Annotated in this window: 18 protein-coding genes; 10 read left to right on the top strand and 8 right to left on the bottom strand. The window is 66.0% G+C overall.

What is annotated here, in order from left to right:
- Nucleotides 1–45 precede the first annotated feature (45 nt).
- Nucleotides 46–1,035, bottom strand: a complete 990-nt coding sequence (locus tag H8F24_RS02660; protein WP_231598050.1) for a heat-inducible transcriptional repressor HrcA — start codon at nucleotides 1,033–1,035, stop codon at nucleotides 46–48.
- A gap of 76 nt (nucleotides 1,036–1,111) precedes the next feature.
- Nucleotides 1,112–1,462: a rhodanese-like domain-containing protein gene (locus tag H8F24_RS02655; protein ID WP_197158564.1), complete on the bottom strand. Its 351-nt coding sequence runs from the start codon at nucleotides 1,460–1,462 to the stop codon at nucleotides 1,112–1,114.
- 67 nt (nucleotides 1,463–1,529) lie between these two features.
- On the opposite strand from H8F24_RS02655, the gene H8F24_RS02650 reads away from it, so the two are divergent.
- From H8F24_RS02650 to H8F24_RS02610, 9 genes are all read left to right on the top strand, one after another.
- On the top strand, nucleotides 1,530–3,104 hold the full coding sequence (locus H8F24_RS02650) for a DUF3352 domain-containing protein (RefSeq protein WP_197170836.1): 1,575 nt from the start codon (nucleotides 1,530–1,532) through the stop codon (nucleotides 3,102–3,104).
- Nucleotides 3,101–3,613 (top strand): histidine phosphatase family protein, encoded by a 513-nt coding sequence (locus H8F24_RS02645; RefSeq protein WP_197158566.1) that lies wholly within the window; start codon nucleotides 3,101–3,103, stop codon nucleotides 3,611–3,613. The genes H8F24_RS02650 and H8F24_RS02645 overlap by 4 nt, the downstream gene beginning before the upstream one ends.
- Before the next feature lie 78 nt (nucleotides 3,614–3,691).
- Complete coding sequence (locus tag H8F24_RS02640) at nucleotides 3,692–4,840, top strand: citrate synthase (RefSeq protein ID WP_370594789.1); 1,149 nt, start codon at nucleotides 3,692–3,694, stop codon at nucleotides 4,838–4,840.
- A gap of 85 nt (nucleotides 4,841–4,925) precedes the next feature.
- Nucleotides 4,926–6,095, top strand: a complete 1,170-nt coding sequence (gene nuoH / locus H8F24_RS02635; RefSeq protein WP_197158568.1) for an NADH-quinone oxidoreductase subunit NuoH — start codon at nucleotides 4,926–4,928, stop codon at nucleotides 6,093–6,095.
- 95 nt (nucleotides 6,096–6,190) lie between these two features.
- Nucleotides 6,191–6,820, top strand: a complete 630-nt coding sequence (ndhI, locus tag H8F24_RS02630; RefSeq protein ID WP_197170834.1) for an NAD(P)H-quinone oxidoreductase subunit I — start codon at nucleotides 6,191–6,193, stop codon at nucleotides 6,818–6,820.
- Entirely contained in the window at nucleotides 6,820–7,449 is a 630-nt protein-coding gene (locus H8F24_RS02625) for an NADH-quinone oxidoreductase subunit J (RefSeq protein WP_197170832.1), read from the top strand. The genes ndhI and H8F24_RS02625 overlap by 1 nt, the downstream gene beginning before the upstream one ends.
- On the top strand, nucleotides 7,446–7,775 hold the full coding sequence (nuoK, locus tag H8F24_RS02620; RefSeq protein WP_197158571.1) for an NADH-quinone oxidoreductase subunit NuoK: 330 nt from the start codon (nucleotides 7,446–7,448) through the stop codon (nucleotides 7,773–7,775). Before H8F24_RS02625 ends, nuoK begins: the two co-directional genes overlap by 4 nt.
- Nucleotides 7,776–7,790: 15 nt before the next feature.
- Nucleotides 7,791–8,741, top strand: a complete 951-nt coding sequence (locus tag H8F24_RS02615; RefSeq protein ID WP_197170830.1) for an NAD(+) kinase — start codon at nucleotides 7,791–7,793, stop codon at nucleotides 8,739–8,741.
- 53 nt (nucleotides 8,742–8,794) lie between these two features.
- Nucleotides 8,795–9,376: a CYTH domain-containing protein gene (locus tag H8F24_RS02610; RefSeq protein WP_197170828.1), complete on the top strand. Its 582-nt coding sequence runs from the start codon at nucleotides 8,795–8,797 to the stop codon at nucleotides 9,374–9,376.
- Between the two features lie 245 nt (nucleotides 9,377–9,621).
- Here H8F24_RS02610 and H8F24_RS02605 read toward each other — a convergent pair whose 3' ends face one another.
- Nucleotides 9,622–9,888, bottom strand: coding sequence for a response regulator transcription factor (locus tag H8F24_RS02605; RefSeq protein ID WP_231598049.1), 267 nt, complete (start codon nucleotides 9,886–9,888; stop codon nucleotides 9,622–9,624).
- Between the two features lie 115 nt (nucleotides 9,889–10,003).
- On the opposite strand from H8F24_RS02605, the gene H8F24_RS02600 reads away from it, so the two are divergent.
- Nucleotides 10,004–10,939 (top strand): methylenetetrahydrofolate reductase, encoded by a 936-nt coding sequence (locus tag H8F24_RS02600; RefSeq protein ID WP_197158575.1) that lies wholly within the window; start codon nucleotides 10,004–10,006, stop codon nucleotides 10,937–10,939.
- Here the strand turns inward: H8F24_RS02600 and H8F24_RS02595 are convergent.
- From H8F24_RS02595 to H8F24_RS02575, 5 genes are all read right to left on the bottom strand, one after another.
- Nucleotides 10,874–12,055, bottom strand: coding sequence for an NDP-sugar synthase (locus H8F24_RS02595; protein ID WP_197158576.1), 1,182 nt, complete (start codon nucleotides 12,053–12,055; stop codon nucleotides 10,874–10,876). The two genes, H8F24_RS02600 and H8F24_RS02595, sit on opposite strands and share 66 nt — an antisense overlap.
- 46 nt (nucleotides 12,056–12,101) lie before the next feature.
- A complete protein-coding gene (locus tag H8F24_RS02590; RefSeq protein ID WP_197158577.1) occupies nucleotides 12,102–12,965 on the bottom strand; it encodes a segregation/condensation protein A in 864 nt (287 codons plus the stop codon).
- 81 nt (nucleotides 12,966–13,046) lie between these two features.
- The gene (locus tag H8F24_RS02585; protein WP_197158578.1) at nucleotides 13,047–13,406 is read right to left on the bottom strand and encodes a LapA family protein; all 360 of its coding nucleotides are present in this window, start codon (nucleotides 13,404–13,406) and stop codon (nucleotides 13,047–13,049) included.
- Nucleotides 13,407–13,544: 138 nt separating this feature from the next.
- Complete coding sequence (locus tag H8F24_RS02580) at nucleotides 13,545–15,155, bottom strand: NAD(P)H-quinone oxidoreductase subunit 4 (RefSeq protein WP_197170826.1); 1,611 nt, start codon at nucleotides 15,153–15,155, stop codon at nucleotides 13,545–13,547.
- A 100-nt stretch (nucleotides 15,156–15,255) separates the two neighbouring features.
- Nucleotides 15,256–17,262, bottom strand: coding sequence for an NAD(P)H-quinone oxidoreductase subunit 5 (locus tag H8F24_RS02575; RefSeq protein WP_197170825.1), 2,007 nt, complete (start codon nucleotides 17,260–17,262; stop codon nucleotides 15,256–15,258).
- Nucleotides 17,263–17,269: the final 7 nt, after the last annotated feature.

The following is a 17,269-nucleotide window of genomic DNA, read 5'->3' as shown; positions in this document are numbered from 1 at the left end:
GGGAGGAAAGAGGGGCGGGCAGGGGCAATCCGGCAGCCGCAGCCCTCAGCTGAGCAGGCGTTGCAGAATCGAGGCTACCGATCGGACCGTCGCCCGCGCCGTGGCGTACGCCATCCGCATCGGTCCGATCAGGGCAACATGGCCCAGGCCACCGTCGCCGCTGCGATAACTGGCCTGCACCACGGCGCAGTCATGCAGGGCGACGTGGGGGTGTTCGCGGCCGATCCAGATCGCATCCCCTTCAGGACCCAGCACCTGCCGCGGTCGCTCTTCAACCAGTTGCACAAGTGGCCGCAGGCTGGCGGTGCGGCTGAATTCCGGCTGTCCAAGCAATCCCCCCAGTCCGATCGCGAGGGCGTTATCAGCATCATCGGCATCGCTGCTGGCACGGCTGGCCAGGGCCTGGCGCAGCACCCGGCCACTGCGCTGCAGCTCGCGTGGCAACTGCTCCCAGGAGATGCCGGGCTCCCCCGGCCGGCGCAGTTGCTGATTGGCCCAGCGCTCCAGCACAGGCAACTCCAGCTCCGTTTCGCCCGGAAGGCGCACGTTGAGGCTGGTGGCCACCGCCGGGGCCTGCACCAGAAACACCAGCAGGCGATCGTGGCTGCCCATCAGCCGGATCGCCTGGAGCCGCGGCTCGGCCCGTTGCGGCCGGGTGATCAGGCTGAGCAGCCCGGTGAGATCGGCCAGCCGCCGGCCGAGGTGACGCAGCAGGTCGTCCAGGCTGGCCCACTGAAGGCTGAGGCCGGTGAGTTCACGCTCCAGTTGCAGGGCAGCCGCACCGGGGGCCGGCAGCAGCTGATCCACATAGGTGCGGTAGCCCCGCTCGCTGGGGATACGGCCGGCGGAGGTATGGGGCTGGGTCAGCAAGCCCCGCTGTTCCAGGGCGCCCATGGCCGATCGCACCGTGGCCGGGCTGGCGGGCAGGCCGAAGCGACGCACCAGGGTGCTGCTTCCCACCGGCTCCATCGTGTCGACGTAGTGCCTCACCGTGGCTTGAAGCACCTGCTGTTGGCGGCGGGGCAGGCTGTCCACGGGAAGGGGCCGGCACGGACCCGGTCAGAGTGGCGTTGAGCTTAGAGAGCTTCCAGCGCCTGCGCCAGACTGGAGATCAGTAGCGGGGCACGCTGGGATCCACAAGCACGCTCCAGGCGTCGATGCCCCCCCGCAGATTCCAGACCCGTTCATAGCCCTGTGTCTCCATCAACCAGCAGCCGAACTGCCAGCTGCGCACGCCGGCATGACAGAGCACAACGATGTCGGCCTCCGGATCGAGCCGCTGCGGCAGCTCCGCCAGCCACTCCTGGGAGCGGCTGAGCGGTAGATGCACCGTGGGATGGGATAACCGGGCCAGCGCCAGTTCCTGGTCCTCCCGCACATCCACCAGTTGCAGGGGGCGTTCCGCCTGCAGCCATTGCTGCAGCTCGCTGGCGCTGAGGGAGCTCGGGCTGGCGGAGGCCATGGCGTGGGGGAGTGGGCGGTCAAGGTAGGGGCTTGGCATCAAGATGGGGCCACCTTGCGTAGGGCGCATGAAGGCCCGCCCCTTCCTGGCGGTCGTGCTGCTGGTGGCGGTGTTGCTGCTGAGTCTCGGCCTGGCGGGCTGGTGGCTCGTCTGGCAGCGCAGCCCCCTCCAGCTCCAGCGTCAGCCCCTGGTGGTGCCGCTGTCAGCCCGCTTTGTGCCCCGCTCCGCCCCCCTGGCCCTCTACCTGCTGGCGGATGGCAACCAACCGGTCGACTACGCCCGCGCCGTTGCCCCCAACCGCCAGCGCCGACCATCAGCCGAGGCTGTGGCGCGCCTGCGGGATGGCGCCTTCGCGGCTGCCGGAATCGATTACAGCGGTGAACTGGCCGAGTGGCTCGGCCCCGAGATCACCCTCGCCCTGCTGGAGACCGGCGCCGATCCCGGCGACACCGGCTGGCTGCTGGCCCTGCGCAGCCGCGATGACCAGGGCGCTCGCCGTTTCCTGCAGCGCTTCTGGCAGACCCGCAGCCTGGCGGGCACCGACCTGCAGATCAGCCGCTACCGCGGCATGGGCCTGATCAGCGGCCGCGGAGCCCTGCTGGGGCAGGAGCCCGCCCCCCTGGCCACGGCCCTGATCGACGATGACCTGGTCCTGATCGGATCGGGCCGTGGCGTGCTGGAGCAGGCGCTCGACGTCTCCCAGATCGATGAACTCAACCAGGCCGCCAGTTCCCGCTTTCAGCAGCAGCTGCAGCAGCTTGAACGGGGCGTGGTTGTGGTGCAGGCCCGGCCCGAGGCTCTGCAGCGCTGGCTGGGCCTGCCGGCCTCCCTCGCCGATGACAGCCGTGTCACGGATCTGGTGGCCGCCCTGCGGCCCCAGGGCACCGCTCTGGTGGTGGATGCCCTGCTGGGCTGGAAGGAGCCGGGCCTGCAGCTCGATCCGGCCGAACCCGAGGGACCGCTGAACCAGCTGCGGGGTTCCTCGCGCCAGCTGCTGCTGCTGCAGAACCCGGCCAGCCTGCTGGCCTCACCGCTGGCGCCGGCGCTGGCACCCCTGGCCGGGTCATCAGACGAGGAGTCGTTGCCGGCCCTGGTGGCGACCCGTGATGCCGGTCCCCTGCTCTGGAGCGAGACCGCCGATGGCTGGGTGCTGGGCACAGCGGCCGACCGACCCGCTCTCGCCGACCTGGCGGCCGATCTGGAGCGGCAGGGGCTGGTGATGGCGCCTCTGACACTCGCCTCCCGTGGTACCGACCCGGTGCAGGTGTGGACCCGGCTGAGCCTGGCGGACGGTCGTGGCGATCGGCAGCTGCAGGCCTCCCTGGCCGGCGCCCGCAGCCAGTCCGGTGCCTGGGCCTGGTGGGGGCAGAACCTGGCGGTGCTCGACCGGCAGCAGTCGGCCCGGGGGCTTCCCCATGCTCGTCTGGAGCAGCTCACCGCCCTGGCGATGCCCTCGGCCCCACTGCAGCGGGCCATGGCCGCCGCTCCGGCCCGCGACTGGATCGAGGGCTGGCAACCCTGGCGGCTCCTCTCCGGTCTGGCCGGCACTCGCCTGAGCGAGCCGGTGCAGGGGGCCTCCTTCGCGGCCCAGGCCGACGGAGAAGCCCTGCGCCTGCGCGCCCGCCTGGAGCTGGCCGGATGAGCGAGGGGCGGGAACTGCTGCTGCTTCGCCATGGCATCGCCGAGGAGCGTTCACCGGACCGGCCCGACGCGGGACGCGGCCTCACCCCACGGGGCGATCGCCGCACCCGCGCCGTGGTGGAGCGCCTCTGCGCCCTGAACCTGGGCTGCGAGCTGTGGTTCACCAGTCCGCTGCTGCGCGCCCGCCAGACCGCCGCCATCGCCGCCGATCTGGGCCTGGCACCGCTCCCACTCGAGGCCCCCGAACTGGCCCCGGAGGCCGATGCCGCACCCCTGCTGGAGCGCTGCCTGGCTGGCGATGGCGAACTGCCCGCTTGGAGCCGTCTGGGCCTGGTGGGCCATGAACCCGACCTCAGCGCCCTGGCAGCCAGGCTGATCGGTGCGCCCCTCGAAGCGCTGGAGCTGCGCAAGGCCGGCGTGATCCTGCTGGCCCTGCCGTCCCGGGGGCTGCCCTGGGGCCACAGCGCCCTGCGATTGCTGCTCTCGCCACGCTCCCTGCTGGCATCCTGAGGTTGCGCCTGGTGGGATGCACTACGGCGCACCCCAGCCCCTGGCCGTAGGGTCTGCAGCAGTGGAATGCCTGGCACGGTGGATCCGTCTTCCTCTTCTCCTCCCTTCCGTCCGGGTCTGGAGGGCGTACCGGCCACCCAGTCGGCGATCTGCGACATCGACGGACAGCAGGGCCTGCTCACCTACCGCGGCTACGACGTGGATGAGCTGGCGGACCGCAGCAGCTTCCTCGAAACGGCCTATCTGCTCATCTGGGGAGACCTGCCCACGGCCTCCCAGCTCGCCTCGTTCCAGCATGAGGTGCAGATGCACCGCCGGGTGAGCTTCCGCATCCGGGACATGATGAAGTGCTTCCCGGCCACGGGGCACCCCATGGACGCGCTGCAGTCGAGCGCGGCCTCACTGGGGCTGTTCTATTCCCGCCGTGCCCTCGACAACCCCGAATACATCTTTGAGGCGGTGGTCCGGCTGATTGCCAAGATCCCCACGATGGTGGCGGCGTTCCAGCTGATCCGCAAAGGCCAGGATCCGATCCAGCCCCGCGACGATCTCTCCTACGCCGCCAACTTCCTCTACATGATCACTGAGCGGGAGCCCGATCCCCTGGCGGCCCGCATCTTCGATGCCTGTCTGATCCTGCACGCCGAGCACAGCCTCAACGCCAGCACCTTCAGTGCCCGCGTCACCGCCAGCACCCTCACCGATCCCTACGCCGTGGTGGCCTCGGCCGTTGGCACCCTCGCCGGCCCCCTGCATGGCGGCGCCAACGAAGACGTGCTGGCCATGCTCGAAACGATCGGCAGCGCCGACCGGGTGGAGGCCTGGCTGGATCAGGCGATTGCCGAGAAGCAGAAGATCATGGGCTTCGGCCACCGTGAGTACAAGGTGAAGGATCCCCGTGCGGTGATCCTGCAGCGCCTGGCCGAGGATCTGTTCGATCGCTTCGGCCACGACCCCCTCTACGACCTGGCCCGCCAGCTGGAGGATGCTGCCGCCGTGCGGCTGGGTCCGAAGGGCATCTATCCGAATGTGGACTTCTATTCCGGCCTGGTGTATCGAAAGCTCGGCATCCCCCGCGATCTGTTCACCCCGATCTTCGCGATCGCCCGCACCGCCGGCTGGCTGGCCCACTGGAAAGAGCAGCTGGGTGCGAATCGCATCTACCGACCCACGCAGATCTACACCGGCACCAGCGATCTCAGCTGGGTGCCCCTGGAGGCCCGCTGATCGCGCTTTCGCAGCGATCGCACCGTCTCCCTGATCGTCCGCCTAAGTTGCCCCCACTGCCGCCGCGCTCCTTGCCGCCCTCCGCATGGTGACCTCCACCATCTCCTCCTTCGCAGCGGTCGCCACCGCGGCGACCGTCAGTCCCGGCCTCGATCTGGAGGCCAGCTTCACCGACGTGATGCAGGGCCTCGGCCTCAGTGCCGGTGCGGCCCGTCTGCTCTGGCTTCCCCTGCCGATGCTGCTGGTGCTGGTGGCCGCCGTGGTGGGCGTGCTGGTGAGCGTCTGGCTGGAACGCAAGATCTCCGCCGCCGTGCAGCAGCGCATCGGTCCGGAATATGCCGGCGCCCTCGGGGTGCTGCAGCCGATTGCCGACGGCCTCAAGCTGGTGTTCAAGGAGGACATCATTCCAGCCCGGGCCGATGGCCTGCTCTTCACCATCGGGCCTGTGCTGGTGGTGATTCCCGTGATCCTCAGCTGGCTGGTGGTCCCCTTTGGCCAGCACCTGGTGATCAGCAACGTCGGGATCGGCATCTTCCTGTGGATCTCCCTCAGCAGCATCCAGCCGATCGGCCTGCTGATGAGTGGCTACGCCAGCAACAACAAGTACTCCCTGCTGGGCGGTCTGCGAGCGGCGGCCCAGTCGATCAGCTACGAAATCCCCCTGGCCCTGGCGGTGCTGGCAGTGGTGATGATGAGCAACTCGCTCAGCACCGTCGACATCGTCGATCAGCAGACCGGCGCCGGCATCCTCAGCTGGAACATCTGGCGCCAGCCGGTGGGTTTCCTGATTTTCTGGATCTGTGCCCTGGCTGAATGCGAGCGCTTGCCCTTTGACCTGCCGGAGGCCGAAGAGGAACTGGTGGCCGGCTACCAGACCGAATACTCCGGCATGAAGTTCGCCCTCTTCTATCTGGGCAGCTACATCAACCTCGTGCTTTCGGCCCTGCTCGTCTCGGTGCTCTATCTGGGTGGATGGGGCTTTCCGGTCCCGGTCGAGTGGTTGGCCGGCGCCCTCGGCCAGTCGGTCGATGCCCCTGTGGTGCAGATGATCACAGGCGCCACCGGCATCGTGATGACCGTGCTCAAGGCCTATCTGCTGGTGTTCCTGGCGATCCTGCTGCGCTGGACCACCCCACGGGTGCGGATCGACCAGTTGCTGGATCTCGGCTGGAAGTTCCTGCTGCCGATCGCCCTGGTGAATCTGCTCGTGACCGCCGCCCTGAAACTCGCCTTCCCGGTGGCCTTCGGCGGCTGAACCTGCCGGGTACGACCTGGTCGACGGTTTTTTGCTGAGGCGGCCATCATGGTGCTCAGCCTGCTTCCCTTTCCAGCTCCCTCGCTCTCCGGTTCATGTTCGGCTTCCTCAAGAAGGTCAGTGACTACACGCGTGATGCAGTGGGCGCCGCCCAGTACATGACCCAGGGCCTGGCGGTCACCTTTGACCACCTGCGCCGGCGCCCGATCACGGTTCAGTACCCCTACGAGAAGCTGATCCCATCGGAGCGCTATCGGGGTCGTATCCACTACGAGTTCGACAAGTGCATCGCCTGTGAGGTGTGTGTGCGCGTCTGCCCAATCAACCTGCCGGTGGTCGACTGGGTCATGAACAAAGCCACCAAGAAAAAGGAGCTGCGCAACTATTCAATCGATTTCGGGGTGTGCATCTTCTGCGGCAACTGCGTCGAATACTGCCCCACCAATTGCCTTTCGATGACCGAGGAGTACGAGCTGTCGACCTTCGATCGCCACAGTCTCAACTACGACAACATTGCCCTCGGCCGGCTGCCCACCAGTGTCACCAGTGATCCGGCCGTGTTCGCCCTGCGCGAACTGGCTTACCTGCCCCAGGGGGTGATGGATCCCCGCGATGTGCCCGCCACGGCCCCGCGGGCAGGCAAACTTCCCGAGCAGGTTCTGCAGACCCTGCCCAAGGCCGCCCCTGCCGGCGAGACCCAGGCCGATCCCGGAGCCGCTTCCTGATGACGATCGCTTCCACCACCCAGCAGATCTGCTTCCTGGTGCTGTCGGCCACCCTGGTGTTCGGCTCGCTCGGCGTGGTGCTGCTGCCCAACATTGTCTATTCGGCCTTCCTGCTCGGCGGCGTTTTCCTGTCGGTGGCTGGGCTGTATCTCCTGCTCAATGCCAGCTTCGTGGCCGCCGCCCAGGTGCTGGTCTACGTGGGTGCCGTGAACGTGCTGATCCTGTTCGCGATCATGCTCGTGAACAAGCAGGAGACCCTCGCCGCCATTCCCGGCCTGCTGCTGCGTCGCATCCTCTCCGGGGCGGTCTGCGCTGGACTGTTCCTGCTGCTGGTTCGGGTGGCCTTCACCACCGACTGGGCCCTGCCAGGCCCCGAACCGATCGGCGATGAGGCCACCATCCGCATCGGTGAGCACCTGTTCAGCGATTATCTGCTGCCCTTTGAGCTGGCCTCAGTGCTGCTCTTGATGGCGATGATCGGAGCGATTGTGCTGGCCCGCCGCGACGTGTTCAGCAGTGATGTGATCACAGGCGAGCCCGCCGATCAGGGCCTGATCGAAAAGTCCCGCACTCCCCTGCTGCTGGACACCAATGCCCAGAAGCGTCCCATGCTGGAGAACACTCCATGAGCCTTGATCTGCCCAGCCCCATCCCCCTGCAGGCCTATCTGGTGCTGGCCGCCATCCTGTTCTGCACCGGGGTGTGGGGGCTGATCAACAGCCGCAACGCTGTGCGCGTGCTGATGAGCATTGAACTGATGCTCAACGCGGTGAACATCAATCTGATGGCCTTCTCGACCTACCTGGATGGCCAGTTGATCCGCGGCCAGGTGTTCACCATTTTCGTGATCACCGTGGCGGCCGCCGAAGCTGCCGTGGGTCTTGCCATCCTCCTGTCCCTCTATCGCAACCGCGAAACCGTGGATATGGAGCGTTTCAACCTGCTGCGCTGGTAGGTCGGTCTCCCGGCCATGCTGATTGAACGGGTCTGGCTGATCGTGCGCTCCGGCAGCCAGGCTTCCCAGCGGCAGGCTCGCCGCTGCGTCGCCGATCTCAAGACACTCGGAGTCGACGTGATCGTCGCGGTGAGCGGCCTCACCTCCAATCCCTTCCCGGGCCTGCTGGCGACGGAGCCACGCCTGCCGGATCTGGCCCTGGTGCTGGGCGGCGATGGCACCGTGCTCGGGGCTGCCCGCCATCTGGCCCGCCACAACGTGCCGATCCTCAGCTTCAACGTGGGCGGGCACCTGGGCTTCCTCACCCATGATCCCCGGCTGATGCGGCTCAGTGCCAGTGGCGCCCAGCCGTCCGATCCGGCGGACAGCCTGTGGCAGCGCCTGCACGACGACCGTTTCGCCCTGGAGCGCCGCCTGATGCTGGAGGCCCAGGTCGATCGCGGCGATGGGGTGCTGCTGGGCGATGACAGCGATGGAGCCCACTGCGCCCTGAACGATTTCTACCTGCGACCCTGCCTCGATGAGCTGTCGCCCACCTGTGTGCTCGAACTGGAAATCGACGGCGAGGTGGTGGACCAGTACCGCGGCGATGGCCTGATCATCGCCACCCCCACCGGTTCCACGGGATACGCCATGGCGGCGGGTGGACCAATCCTCCATCCGGGCATCGAGGCGATCGTGATCACGCCGATCTGCCCCATGAGTCTTTCCAGCCGGGCGGTGGTCGTGCCGCCGCGGGCGCGACTGATCGTCTGGCCCCTGGGGGAGAGCAGCCGCCGCGTCAAGCTCTGGAAAGACGGCGCCCACGCCACCGAACTGGAGCCGGGCGATCGCTGCATCGTGCAGCGCAGTCCGCACCCGGCCCTGTTCGTGATCCTTGAGCAGAGCCCCTCCTACTACCGCACCCTCACCCGCAAACTCCACTGGGCCGGCAGCCTCGATGGAGCCGAAGCCGGGCCCAACTGAGGCCGGCCCAGAATGACGGCAGAGATCCGGCGCCATGGCGTCGCCCTGCAGCCATGGCCCTGGAAATCGAGCGTCGCTTTCTTGTGCGTGGGGATCAATGGCGGACGCGGGTGCGCTGGAGTGAGCAATTGGCCCAGGGGTATCTGGTGAGCCGGGAGGATGGCTTCACCCTGCGGGTGCGCCTCGCCGATGGGGACCGCGCCTGGCTCACCCTCAAGGCGGCGGTGCCATCTGGAGCGGTGTCATCCGAGGCACCGTTATCGGAGGCCGTGCAGGTTCCAGCGGACAAGGCTGCCACCGTCGTTCCCTTGATCCGCCAGGAATTCGAATACGCGATCCCGTGGGCGGATGGCGAGGCTCTGCTGGCCCAGGCGCCAAACCAGGTGCTCAAGCACCGCTATGGCCTGGATCTGCCCGGGGGCGACTGGGTGCTGGATGTGTTTGAGGGGGCCAATGCTCCGCTGGTGGTGGCGGAAGTTGAACTGCCCGATGCCGGCACCGAGGTGGTGGTGCCGCCTTGGTGCGGACCCGAGATCACAGGCCGCCACGACCTCAGCAACGCAGCCCTGGCCCGCCATCCCCTGAACTCCTGGTCCACTGCGGAGCTTGGCGCCCTGCTGGGGCCGTTGGATTAGGCCTCAGTTCGGGCCGACGTCGCCGTAACGGCAGCGATTGATACGTTTTTCCAATCAGTCGCGGCGGCGCAAACGGCCAAGCAAGGGCCGGCGGTGCCGTAGTGTCCAAGTCGAAAGAAAATCAGTATTTTCAGGGGGACTGCCGGTGACCGGCCTCTACGACCACCAAGGTGTGTTGCGGGTCTCTGGTGATCTGGAGGATTGCCTGGCGTACGCAGAGCTGTTCGGCTTTGAGGTGGAGAGTTTCAGCCTTGTTTCCCTGGTGGGCGAGCTTCCGGTCCAGTCCCATCCAGCGAACAGCAATTGAAGCCGTCGCGGCAGATCTTGCCGTTGTCCATGGCCCAGTTGAGCAGGGCCACCCGGTTCTTCACACCTGTCTTGGTGAAGATATTGCTGACGTGATTATCTACGGTGCGCTTGCTGATCATCAGGCGATCGGCGATTTCCTGGTTGGTCAGGCCTTGCGCCACCAGCTCAATAATCTCAAGTTCCCGCTCTGAAAGGCCGGCCATCGGTGGGCCCAGTCTGTGACTCCACTCCATCCGACCGCTCCGGTACTTGCCAGGCTCAGACCTCACTGTACGCAGGTCGCTGCCGCATGATGGGAGCCTGAGATCCTCCGAAGGCTTGCAGCAGCTCCACCAGGCACTCACCCAGGGTCATTTTGCTGTCACTGCCGAGGTGACGCCACCGCGTGGAGGCGATTGCACACGCACCCTGGAGGCGGCGCGAGCTCTGCGGGGTCTGGTTCATGCCGTCAACGTCACCGATGGCAGCAGGGCGGTGATGCGCATGTGCAGCCTGGCGGTGTGCCGTCTGCTGCTGGATGCCGGCATCGAGCCCATCTGGCAGGTGGCCTGCCGCGATCGCAATCGCATCGCCCTGCAGGCGGATCTGCTCGGTGCTCATGCCCTTGGAATCCGCAATGTGCTCTGCCTCACCGGTGATCCGGTGCGGGCCGGCGATCAGCCCGAAGCCAGGCCGGTGAATGAACTGGAATCGGTGCGGTTGCTGCAGCTGGTCAGCCTCCTCAACAGTGGAGAAGATCCTGTCAAGGGCAGCCTGCCCGATGGTCCGACCCAGCTGTTCGCAGGCGCCGCCGCCGATCCCCAGTCACCCAGTTGGAGTGGCCTGCGCAGCCGGCTGCAGCGCAAGCAGGAAGCTGGGGCCCGCTTCGTGCAGACCCAGATGGTGATGGAGACGGACGCCTTACGGCGGTTCGTGGACGAACTGGCCGCCCCCCTGGGTCTGCCTGTGCTGGCGGGGGTGTTCCTGCTCAAGTCGGCGCGGAACGCCGCCTTCGTGAATCGGGTGGTGCCAGGGGCCAGGATTCCCCAGCACCTGATCGAGCGCCTGGCCGATGCCGCCGATCCAGCAGCCGAGGGCATTGCGATTGCGGCGGAACAGGTGCGGGCCTTCAGCACGATCGCCCAGGGCGTTCACCTGATGGCCGTGAAGGCGGAGGAACGCATTCCGGCGATCATTCGCCAGGCGGGTTTAGGGCCTCTGGGACAGGGTCAGGTCGGTGCCGAGAAGGTCGGCCATGGCCTTCTGCTGGGGTGAAGGGGAGCTGTGGTCCTGACGCCTGACATCGGTGATCAGCCAGTCGAGGGCGGCTTCCTGCAGATCGAAGTGATCGCCGTTGCGATCGACGCAATAACGACCGAACACGAGCTTGTCGACCAGGCGCACGCCAGCACCGATGCGTGAGTAATCGAAGATGATGGAATTGTCGATCGTGGCACCAGCACAGATGTGACAGCTGGGACCGATCATCGCCGGACCAATGATCGTGACCCCATCCTCAATGCGGCTCATCCCACCGACATAGATCGGTCCTTTCACATTGATCTTGTCCCAGTTTGCAGCAACGTTCAGGCCCGCATAGATCCCTGGGCGCACTTCCTTGCCTGGAATCTGCACTTGCCTGACCTCACCTTCCAGGACGCTACGGATCGCCTGCCAGTAATCAGGTACCTTGCCGATGTCCACCCACTCAAAATCCATGGGCAGGGCATAAAATGGAGCGCCTGCCTGAACCAGCCTTGGGAAAAGATCGGAGCCGATATCAAAGGGAGTTGTATCGGGAATGAAGTCGAAGACCTCCGGCTCAAAAATATAAATGCCGGTATTGATCATGTCGCTAGCTGCTTCTTCCAGGCTCGGCTTCTCCTGGAAGGACAGCACGCGCCCATCAGGGTCCGTCACCACCACGCCGTAGCTGCTCACCTGCTCCTTCGGAACGCGTTTGGTGACGAGGCTTGCCATGGCGCCCTTCTCACGGTGGCGACGCACCGCCTCGCTGAGATCGAGATCAATCAGAGCATCGCCGCAGAGCACCACGAAGGTGTCGTCGAAGAAGGGTTGGAAATTCTGAATCTTCTTGAGGCCTCCGGCTGAGCCGAGGGCATCGCCGATCAGTTCTCCATCTTCAATCTTCCCTTCGAAGCTGTAGGCAATCTGCACGCCGAAGCGTTGGCCATCACGAAAATAGTTCTCGATCTCCTCAGCTAGATGGGAGACGTTCACCATGATTTCGTCGAAGCCATGCTGACGCAGCAGCTCCAGCAGGAATTCCATCACCGGCTTCTGCAGGATCGGAATCATCGGCTTCGGCAGAATGTGGGTGATCGGCCTTACCCGTGTGCCCTTCCCTGCCGCCAGGATCATCGCCTTCATTGGCGCCTGTCCCCATCCATCAGAGCCCGTACCTTAGTCAAAGGCGTCAGGCAGCCAGGATCTCCCTGGTCGGCAGGGGAGCTGGCACCTGTTCGAGGCGACGCAGGTGCAGGGGGCCGAACAGGCCGCCCTGCTGCTCCAGTTCCACCGATCCCTGGGCGGAGAGGAAGAGCAGGGCCCAGAACACGCCCACCCGATCACAGTCGAGATCCTCTCCGGCCGGATCCTGTTGAACGGCCCGCGCCCAGGCGCTAACCAGCACCTCGAAATCCAGCCAATCCTCAGCCGCCTGCCAATGGCTGAGGAACCGCTGCAGTCCGGTGGTGGTCTCCGGCAGCTTCTCGCGGTGGGCAAGGTTGGCCACCTGTTCGATTGCCGCTCGGTCGCTGAACCGGCGGCTACGGGAACGCTGGCGCTGGCGCCCTTCCCCCTCCTGTTCGAGGCGTTCGGCGATGTCCTCCAGCTGGCGGATCAGTTCGCCCAGGGTCACGGGCCTCTGCAAGGGGGGAGGCGCCACGGGACGGCGGCGCAGGTGGCGTTCAGGCCGCCGCGGCAGGGCGATCATGGTGCCCCATCCCGAATCTTCGCCCTCGTCGCAGGGGGCTTCCAGCAGCTCTTCGATCGGTTCGGGCGGGAAGGTGAGGGCTTCCAGCACTTCGGCCTTGAGGCTCACCAGCACGGAGGCCGCCAGGAACGCCTCGCTGGTTTCGGCAAGATCACGTTCGTAACTCCCCCCCTGGCGCCCATCCGATCGGGCCACCACCAGACGGGGGGCGCCGATGCGCTGGCGCAGCTGGTCGAGGAATCCATCCACCACGGCAATCACATCGACATCCCACGGGTCGAGCTCTCCCCGTATCGCTGCATCCTGGAGCAGTCGGATGGCCAGCCTGGCGCCTGCTTCAGCCACGCGCTCCCGGGTCTCCAAGCAGAATCACCGCACCGTAACGGTCGGGCAGCTGCTGCACCAGGGGTCTGTTCCCGGTTCAGTTCAGGTTTCGCCGGCTGCTGCGGAGCTCTCTCCGGCTGCAGGCAGCAGGCCGAGCTGGGCATCGACCGCCGCGCGGTAGCGCTGCAGGTCATCTTCGAGTTCCTGGATCCGCACCTGCTGGGCTTCCCGTTCGGTCTGCTCCTGCAGGCGCTCCACCTGCTTGACCACGCCTGTCCACACCGCAAACACCCAGGCCGCGGTGGCACCGATCCCACCGACCACGAGGAGCATGGCGGCCAGGGGCAGGGTGGCGGTGATGCCGGGCAGGAAGTGCACGGTCGTGGGGGCCGTGTTCTCGAGGGTGAACATCACCGTGGCCAGGCCGAAGCTGAAGATCAGCAGGAAGTTCAGCTGTCGCATCGGATCAAGACAGAGGGTTGGGCCATGAACGGATGGAGCGTAAGAACAGCAGGGCAGGCCGGATGAAGGGACTGGGCCAGCGCAGGTTTTGTTTACGCAGGCCGTGCGGGGACGAACGCCTGAGCAGATCGGTCTGGGTCAGCCCACAGCAGGAGCGCGCAGCAGGGCTTGGACTCCGCTGCCAGCCAGGAAAGGCGCCAGGGGAGTGCCTCCGGGGAGACCAGAGGCCTGCCGCAGGTGCGCCATCGCCTTGTCCTCCTGTCCCACAAGCTGCTCCATCGAGGCGCGGTAGGTGTCGGTCATCAGGCGCGGGTAGAGGCCGATGCCGATGATCGGCACCAACAGGCAACTGATCACGTAGATCTCCCGCGGCTCGGCATCCACCAGATTGCTATGGGAGGCCAGCTCGGCGTTCTCCTTGCCGAAGAAGATCTCCCGAAGCATCGAGAGCAGGTAGATCGGCGTGAGGATCACGCCCACGGCGGCGAGCACCGCCATCACGATGCGGAAGCTGAGCGAGTAGACCTCGCTGGTGGCGAAGCCCACGAACACCATCAGTTCGGCCACAAAGCCGCTCATGCCGGGCAGGGCCAGGGAGGCCAGCGAGCAGACGGTCCAGAGGGCGAACATCTTGCGCATCTTCTGACCCACCCCACCCATGTCGTCGAGCTGGAGGGTGTGGGTGCGGTCATAGGTGGCACCCACCAGGAAGAAGAGGCTGGCGCCGATCAGGCCATGGCTGACCATCTGGAGCATGGCCCCGCTGGTTCCCAGGGCACTGACACTGCCGATGCCGATCAGCACGAAGCCCATGTGGCTGATCGAGCTGTAGGCGATCTTGCGCTTGAGGTTGCGCTGGGCGAACGACGTGAGCGCGGCATAGATGATGTTCACCACCCCCAGCACCACCAGCAATGGCGCGAACCGCACATGGGCATCGGGCAGGAGCTGGCAGTTGAAGCGCAGCAGGGCGTAGCCGCCCATCTTCAGGAGGATGCCGGCCAGCAGCATGTGGACCGGTGCCGTGGCCTCTCCATGGGCATCCGGCAGCCAGGTGTGCAGCGGCACGATCGGTAGCTTCACGCCGAAGGCAATCAGCAGGCCGGCGTAACAGAGAACCTGGAAGCCGGTGCCGAATCCCTTCTCTGCCAGGCTCGTGTACTCGAAGGTGGGGGCCCCGCCGCCGTAGAAGGCCATGCCCAGCCCCGCCAGGAGAATGAACAGGGAGCTGCCGGCGGTGTAAAGGATGAACTTGGTGGCGGCGTACTGGCGCTTCTTGCCGCCCCAGATGGCCAGCAGCAGGTACACCGGAAGCAGCTCGAGCTCCCAGGCCAGGAAGAAGAGCAGCATGTCCTGCACCGCGAACACGGCGATCTGGCCGCCATCCATGGCCAGCAGCAGGAAGAAGAACAGACGCGGTTTGAAGGTCACCGGCCAGGCCGCCAGAACCGCCAGGGCGGTGATGAAGCTGGTCAGCAGGATCAGGGGCATCGACAGGCCATCGGCCCCCACGGACCAGGCCAGACCGAGATCGGGCAGCCACTCCACCCGTTCCACCAGCTGCAGGCCAGCCACGGAAGGGTCGTAGCCGTTCAGGTAGCCCCCCACCGTGAGCAGGAAGGTGATCAGGGCGATGCCCAGGGCGTACCAGCGCACCCTGCGGCCATCGCCCTCATCGGGAACGAACGGGATAAGCAGCGCGGCGGCGATCGGGAAGAGGATCGACGCGCTCAGCCAGGGAAAGGCCAAGGTCCTGGGCAGGTCAAGTCAGGCCGGAGTGTAGAAATGCCCACCGCCCGCCAGAGCTGCGGTGGGGGATGTCACACAGAGTGTGAGACCGCAGTCAGGATCAACCGAGGGATCCGAACAGCACCACAAGGGCGATCACACCGCCGAACACGATCAGGGCATAGAACTGGGCGCGACCGGTCTCGAAGTATTTGAGACCCTCCCCAGAGCCCAGGGTGAGCAGGCCGGTGAGGTTCACGACACCGTCCACCACCTTGGCGTCCACCTCCAGCACCTGGCGAGCCAGTTTGCGGCTGCCCTGCACGAACAGCTTGTCGTTGATGTCGTCGAGGTACCACTTGTTGGCCAGGAAGGCATTGAGGGCGGGGAAGCGTGCGGCCACTGCCGTGCCCAGATCGATCCTGTGGAGCGCATAGGCCAGCACCGCTACGGAGATGCCTGCCACCGAGATCGCCACCGATGCGCCCGCCAGGGGCAGGAACTCGGCCCAGGAGAAGTGCTCGGCCATCTCAGCGGCTTCATGGGGATCGAGCAGGCCGGCAAAACGACTGTTCCAGGGGGTGCCGAGCAAGCCGATCAACACCGAGGGGACGGCGAGGACCGCCAGCGGCATCGCCATCTGCCAGCCGGATTCGTGGGGGTGGCTGGCGTGGTGGCCGTGGTCGTCATCGCCACCACTGGACTTTCCGGCGGCGGCAAGCAGCTGGGCCTGGATCGTCTGGTCGGTTCCGCGGAAGTCGCCTTCGAAGGTGAGGAAGTAAAGGCGGAACATGTAGAAGGCGGTCATGCCGGCGGTCACGAAGCCGGCTACCCAGAGCAGCGGGAAGCTGCCGAATGCCTGGCCGAGGATCTCGTCCTTGCTCCAGAAGCCGGCCAAGGGAGGGATGCCGCTGATCGCCACGCAGCCGATCAGGAAGGTGGCGCTGGTGATCGGCATGAATTTGCGTAGGCCGCCCATCAGGCGCATGTCCTGGGCCAGCACCGGTTCGTGGCCCACCACCTCTTCCATGGCATGGATCACCGAGCCAGAGCCGAGGAACAGCATCGCCTTGAAGAAGGCGTGGGTCACCAGGTGGAACATGCCGGCGACCGGAGCACCGCAGCCCATCGCCAGCATCATGTAGCCCAGCTGACTGACGGTGCTGTAGGCCAGACCCTTCTTCAGGTCCATCTGGGTCAGGGCAATCGAAGCCCCCAGCACGAGGGTGATGGTGCCGATCACGGCGATCGTGACCTGCACCGCGGCAAAGGGCTCGTACACCGGCTGAAGCCGGGCCACCAGAAACACGCCCGCGGCCACCATGGTGGCGGCATGGATCAGGGCCGAAATCGGTGTGGGGCCCTCCATGGCATCGGGCAGCCACACATGCAGGGGGAACTGGGCCGACTTGGCCATCGGCCCCATGAACACCAGCAGACAGAGGATCACGGCCACACCGGTGCTGAGGCTGCCGCCGGCCACGGCCTCGCTGACCCGTGCTCCGATCTCCTCGAACCCGAAGCTGCCGGTGGCCCAGAACAGGCCGAGGATGCCGAGCAGCAGGCCGAAGTCGCCGACCCGGTTCACCACGAAGGCCTTCTGGGCGGCATTGGCGGCGCCGTCGCGGTCGTACCAGAAGCCCACCAGCAGGTAGGAGCACATGCCCACCAGCTCCCAGAAGACATAGATCTCCAGCAGGTTCGGGCTGATCACCAGGCCCAGCATTGAGCTGCTGAACAGGGCCAGGTAGGTGAAGAAGCGCACATAGCCCTTGTCGTGGGCCATGTAGCCATCGGAATAGACCATCACCAGCAGGGCGATGGTGGTCACCAGGGCCAGCATCACCGCGCCGAGGGCATCGACGCGGAAGCCCATCTGCAGATTGAAGGTGCCGGCGCTGGCCCAGTTGAACAGCACCTCGGTGGGTGCTGCTCCGGCGAGCTGCTGGGCCAGCACGGCGTAGCTGAGCACAGCAGCGGCTCCGACACAGCTGATCAGCAGCACGGCCACCGGTTTTCGCAACCGATTCACTGTGCGGTTGAAGCTGATCAGGCCGAGGCCGGTGACGCAGGCCCCCAACAGGGGAAGCACCGGAATCAACCAGGCGAGTTCAGCGGCTGACGGCATCCTGCTC

This window comes from Synechococcus sp. CBW1002 (assembly GCF_015840915.1).
Taxonomy (GTDB): Bacteria; Cyanobacteriota; Cyanobacteriia; order PCC-6307; family Cyanobiaceae; genus CBW1002.
Note: the sequence above shows the minus strand (reverse complement) of the source record. Positions and strands in the feature narration are given on the sequence as shown.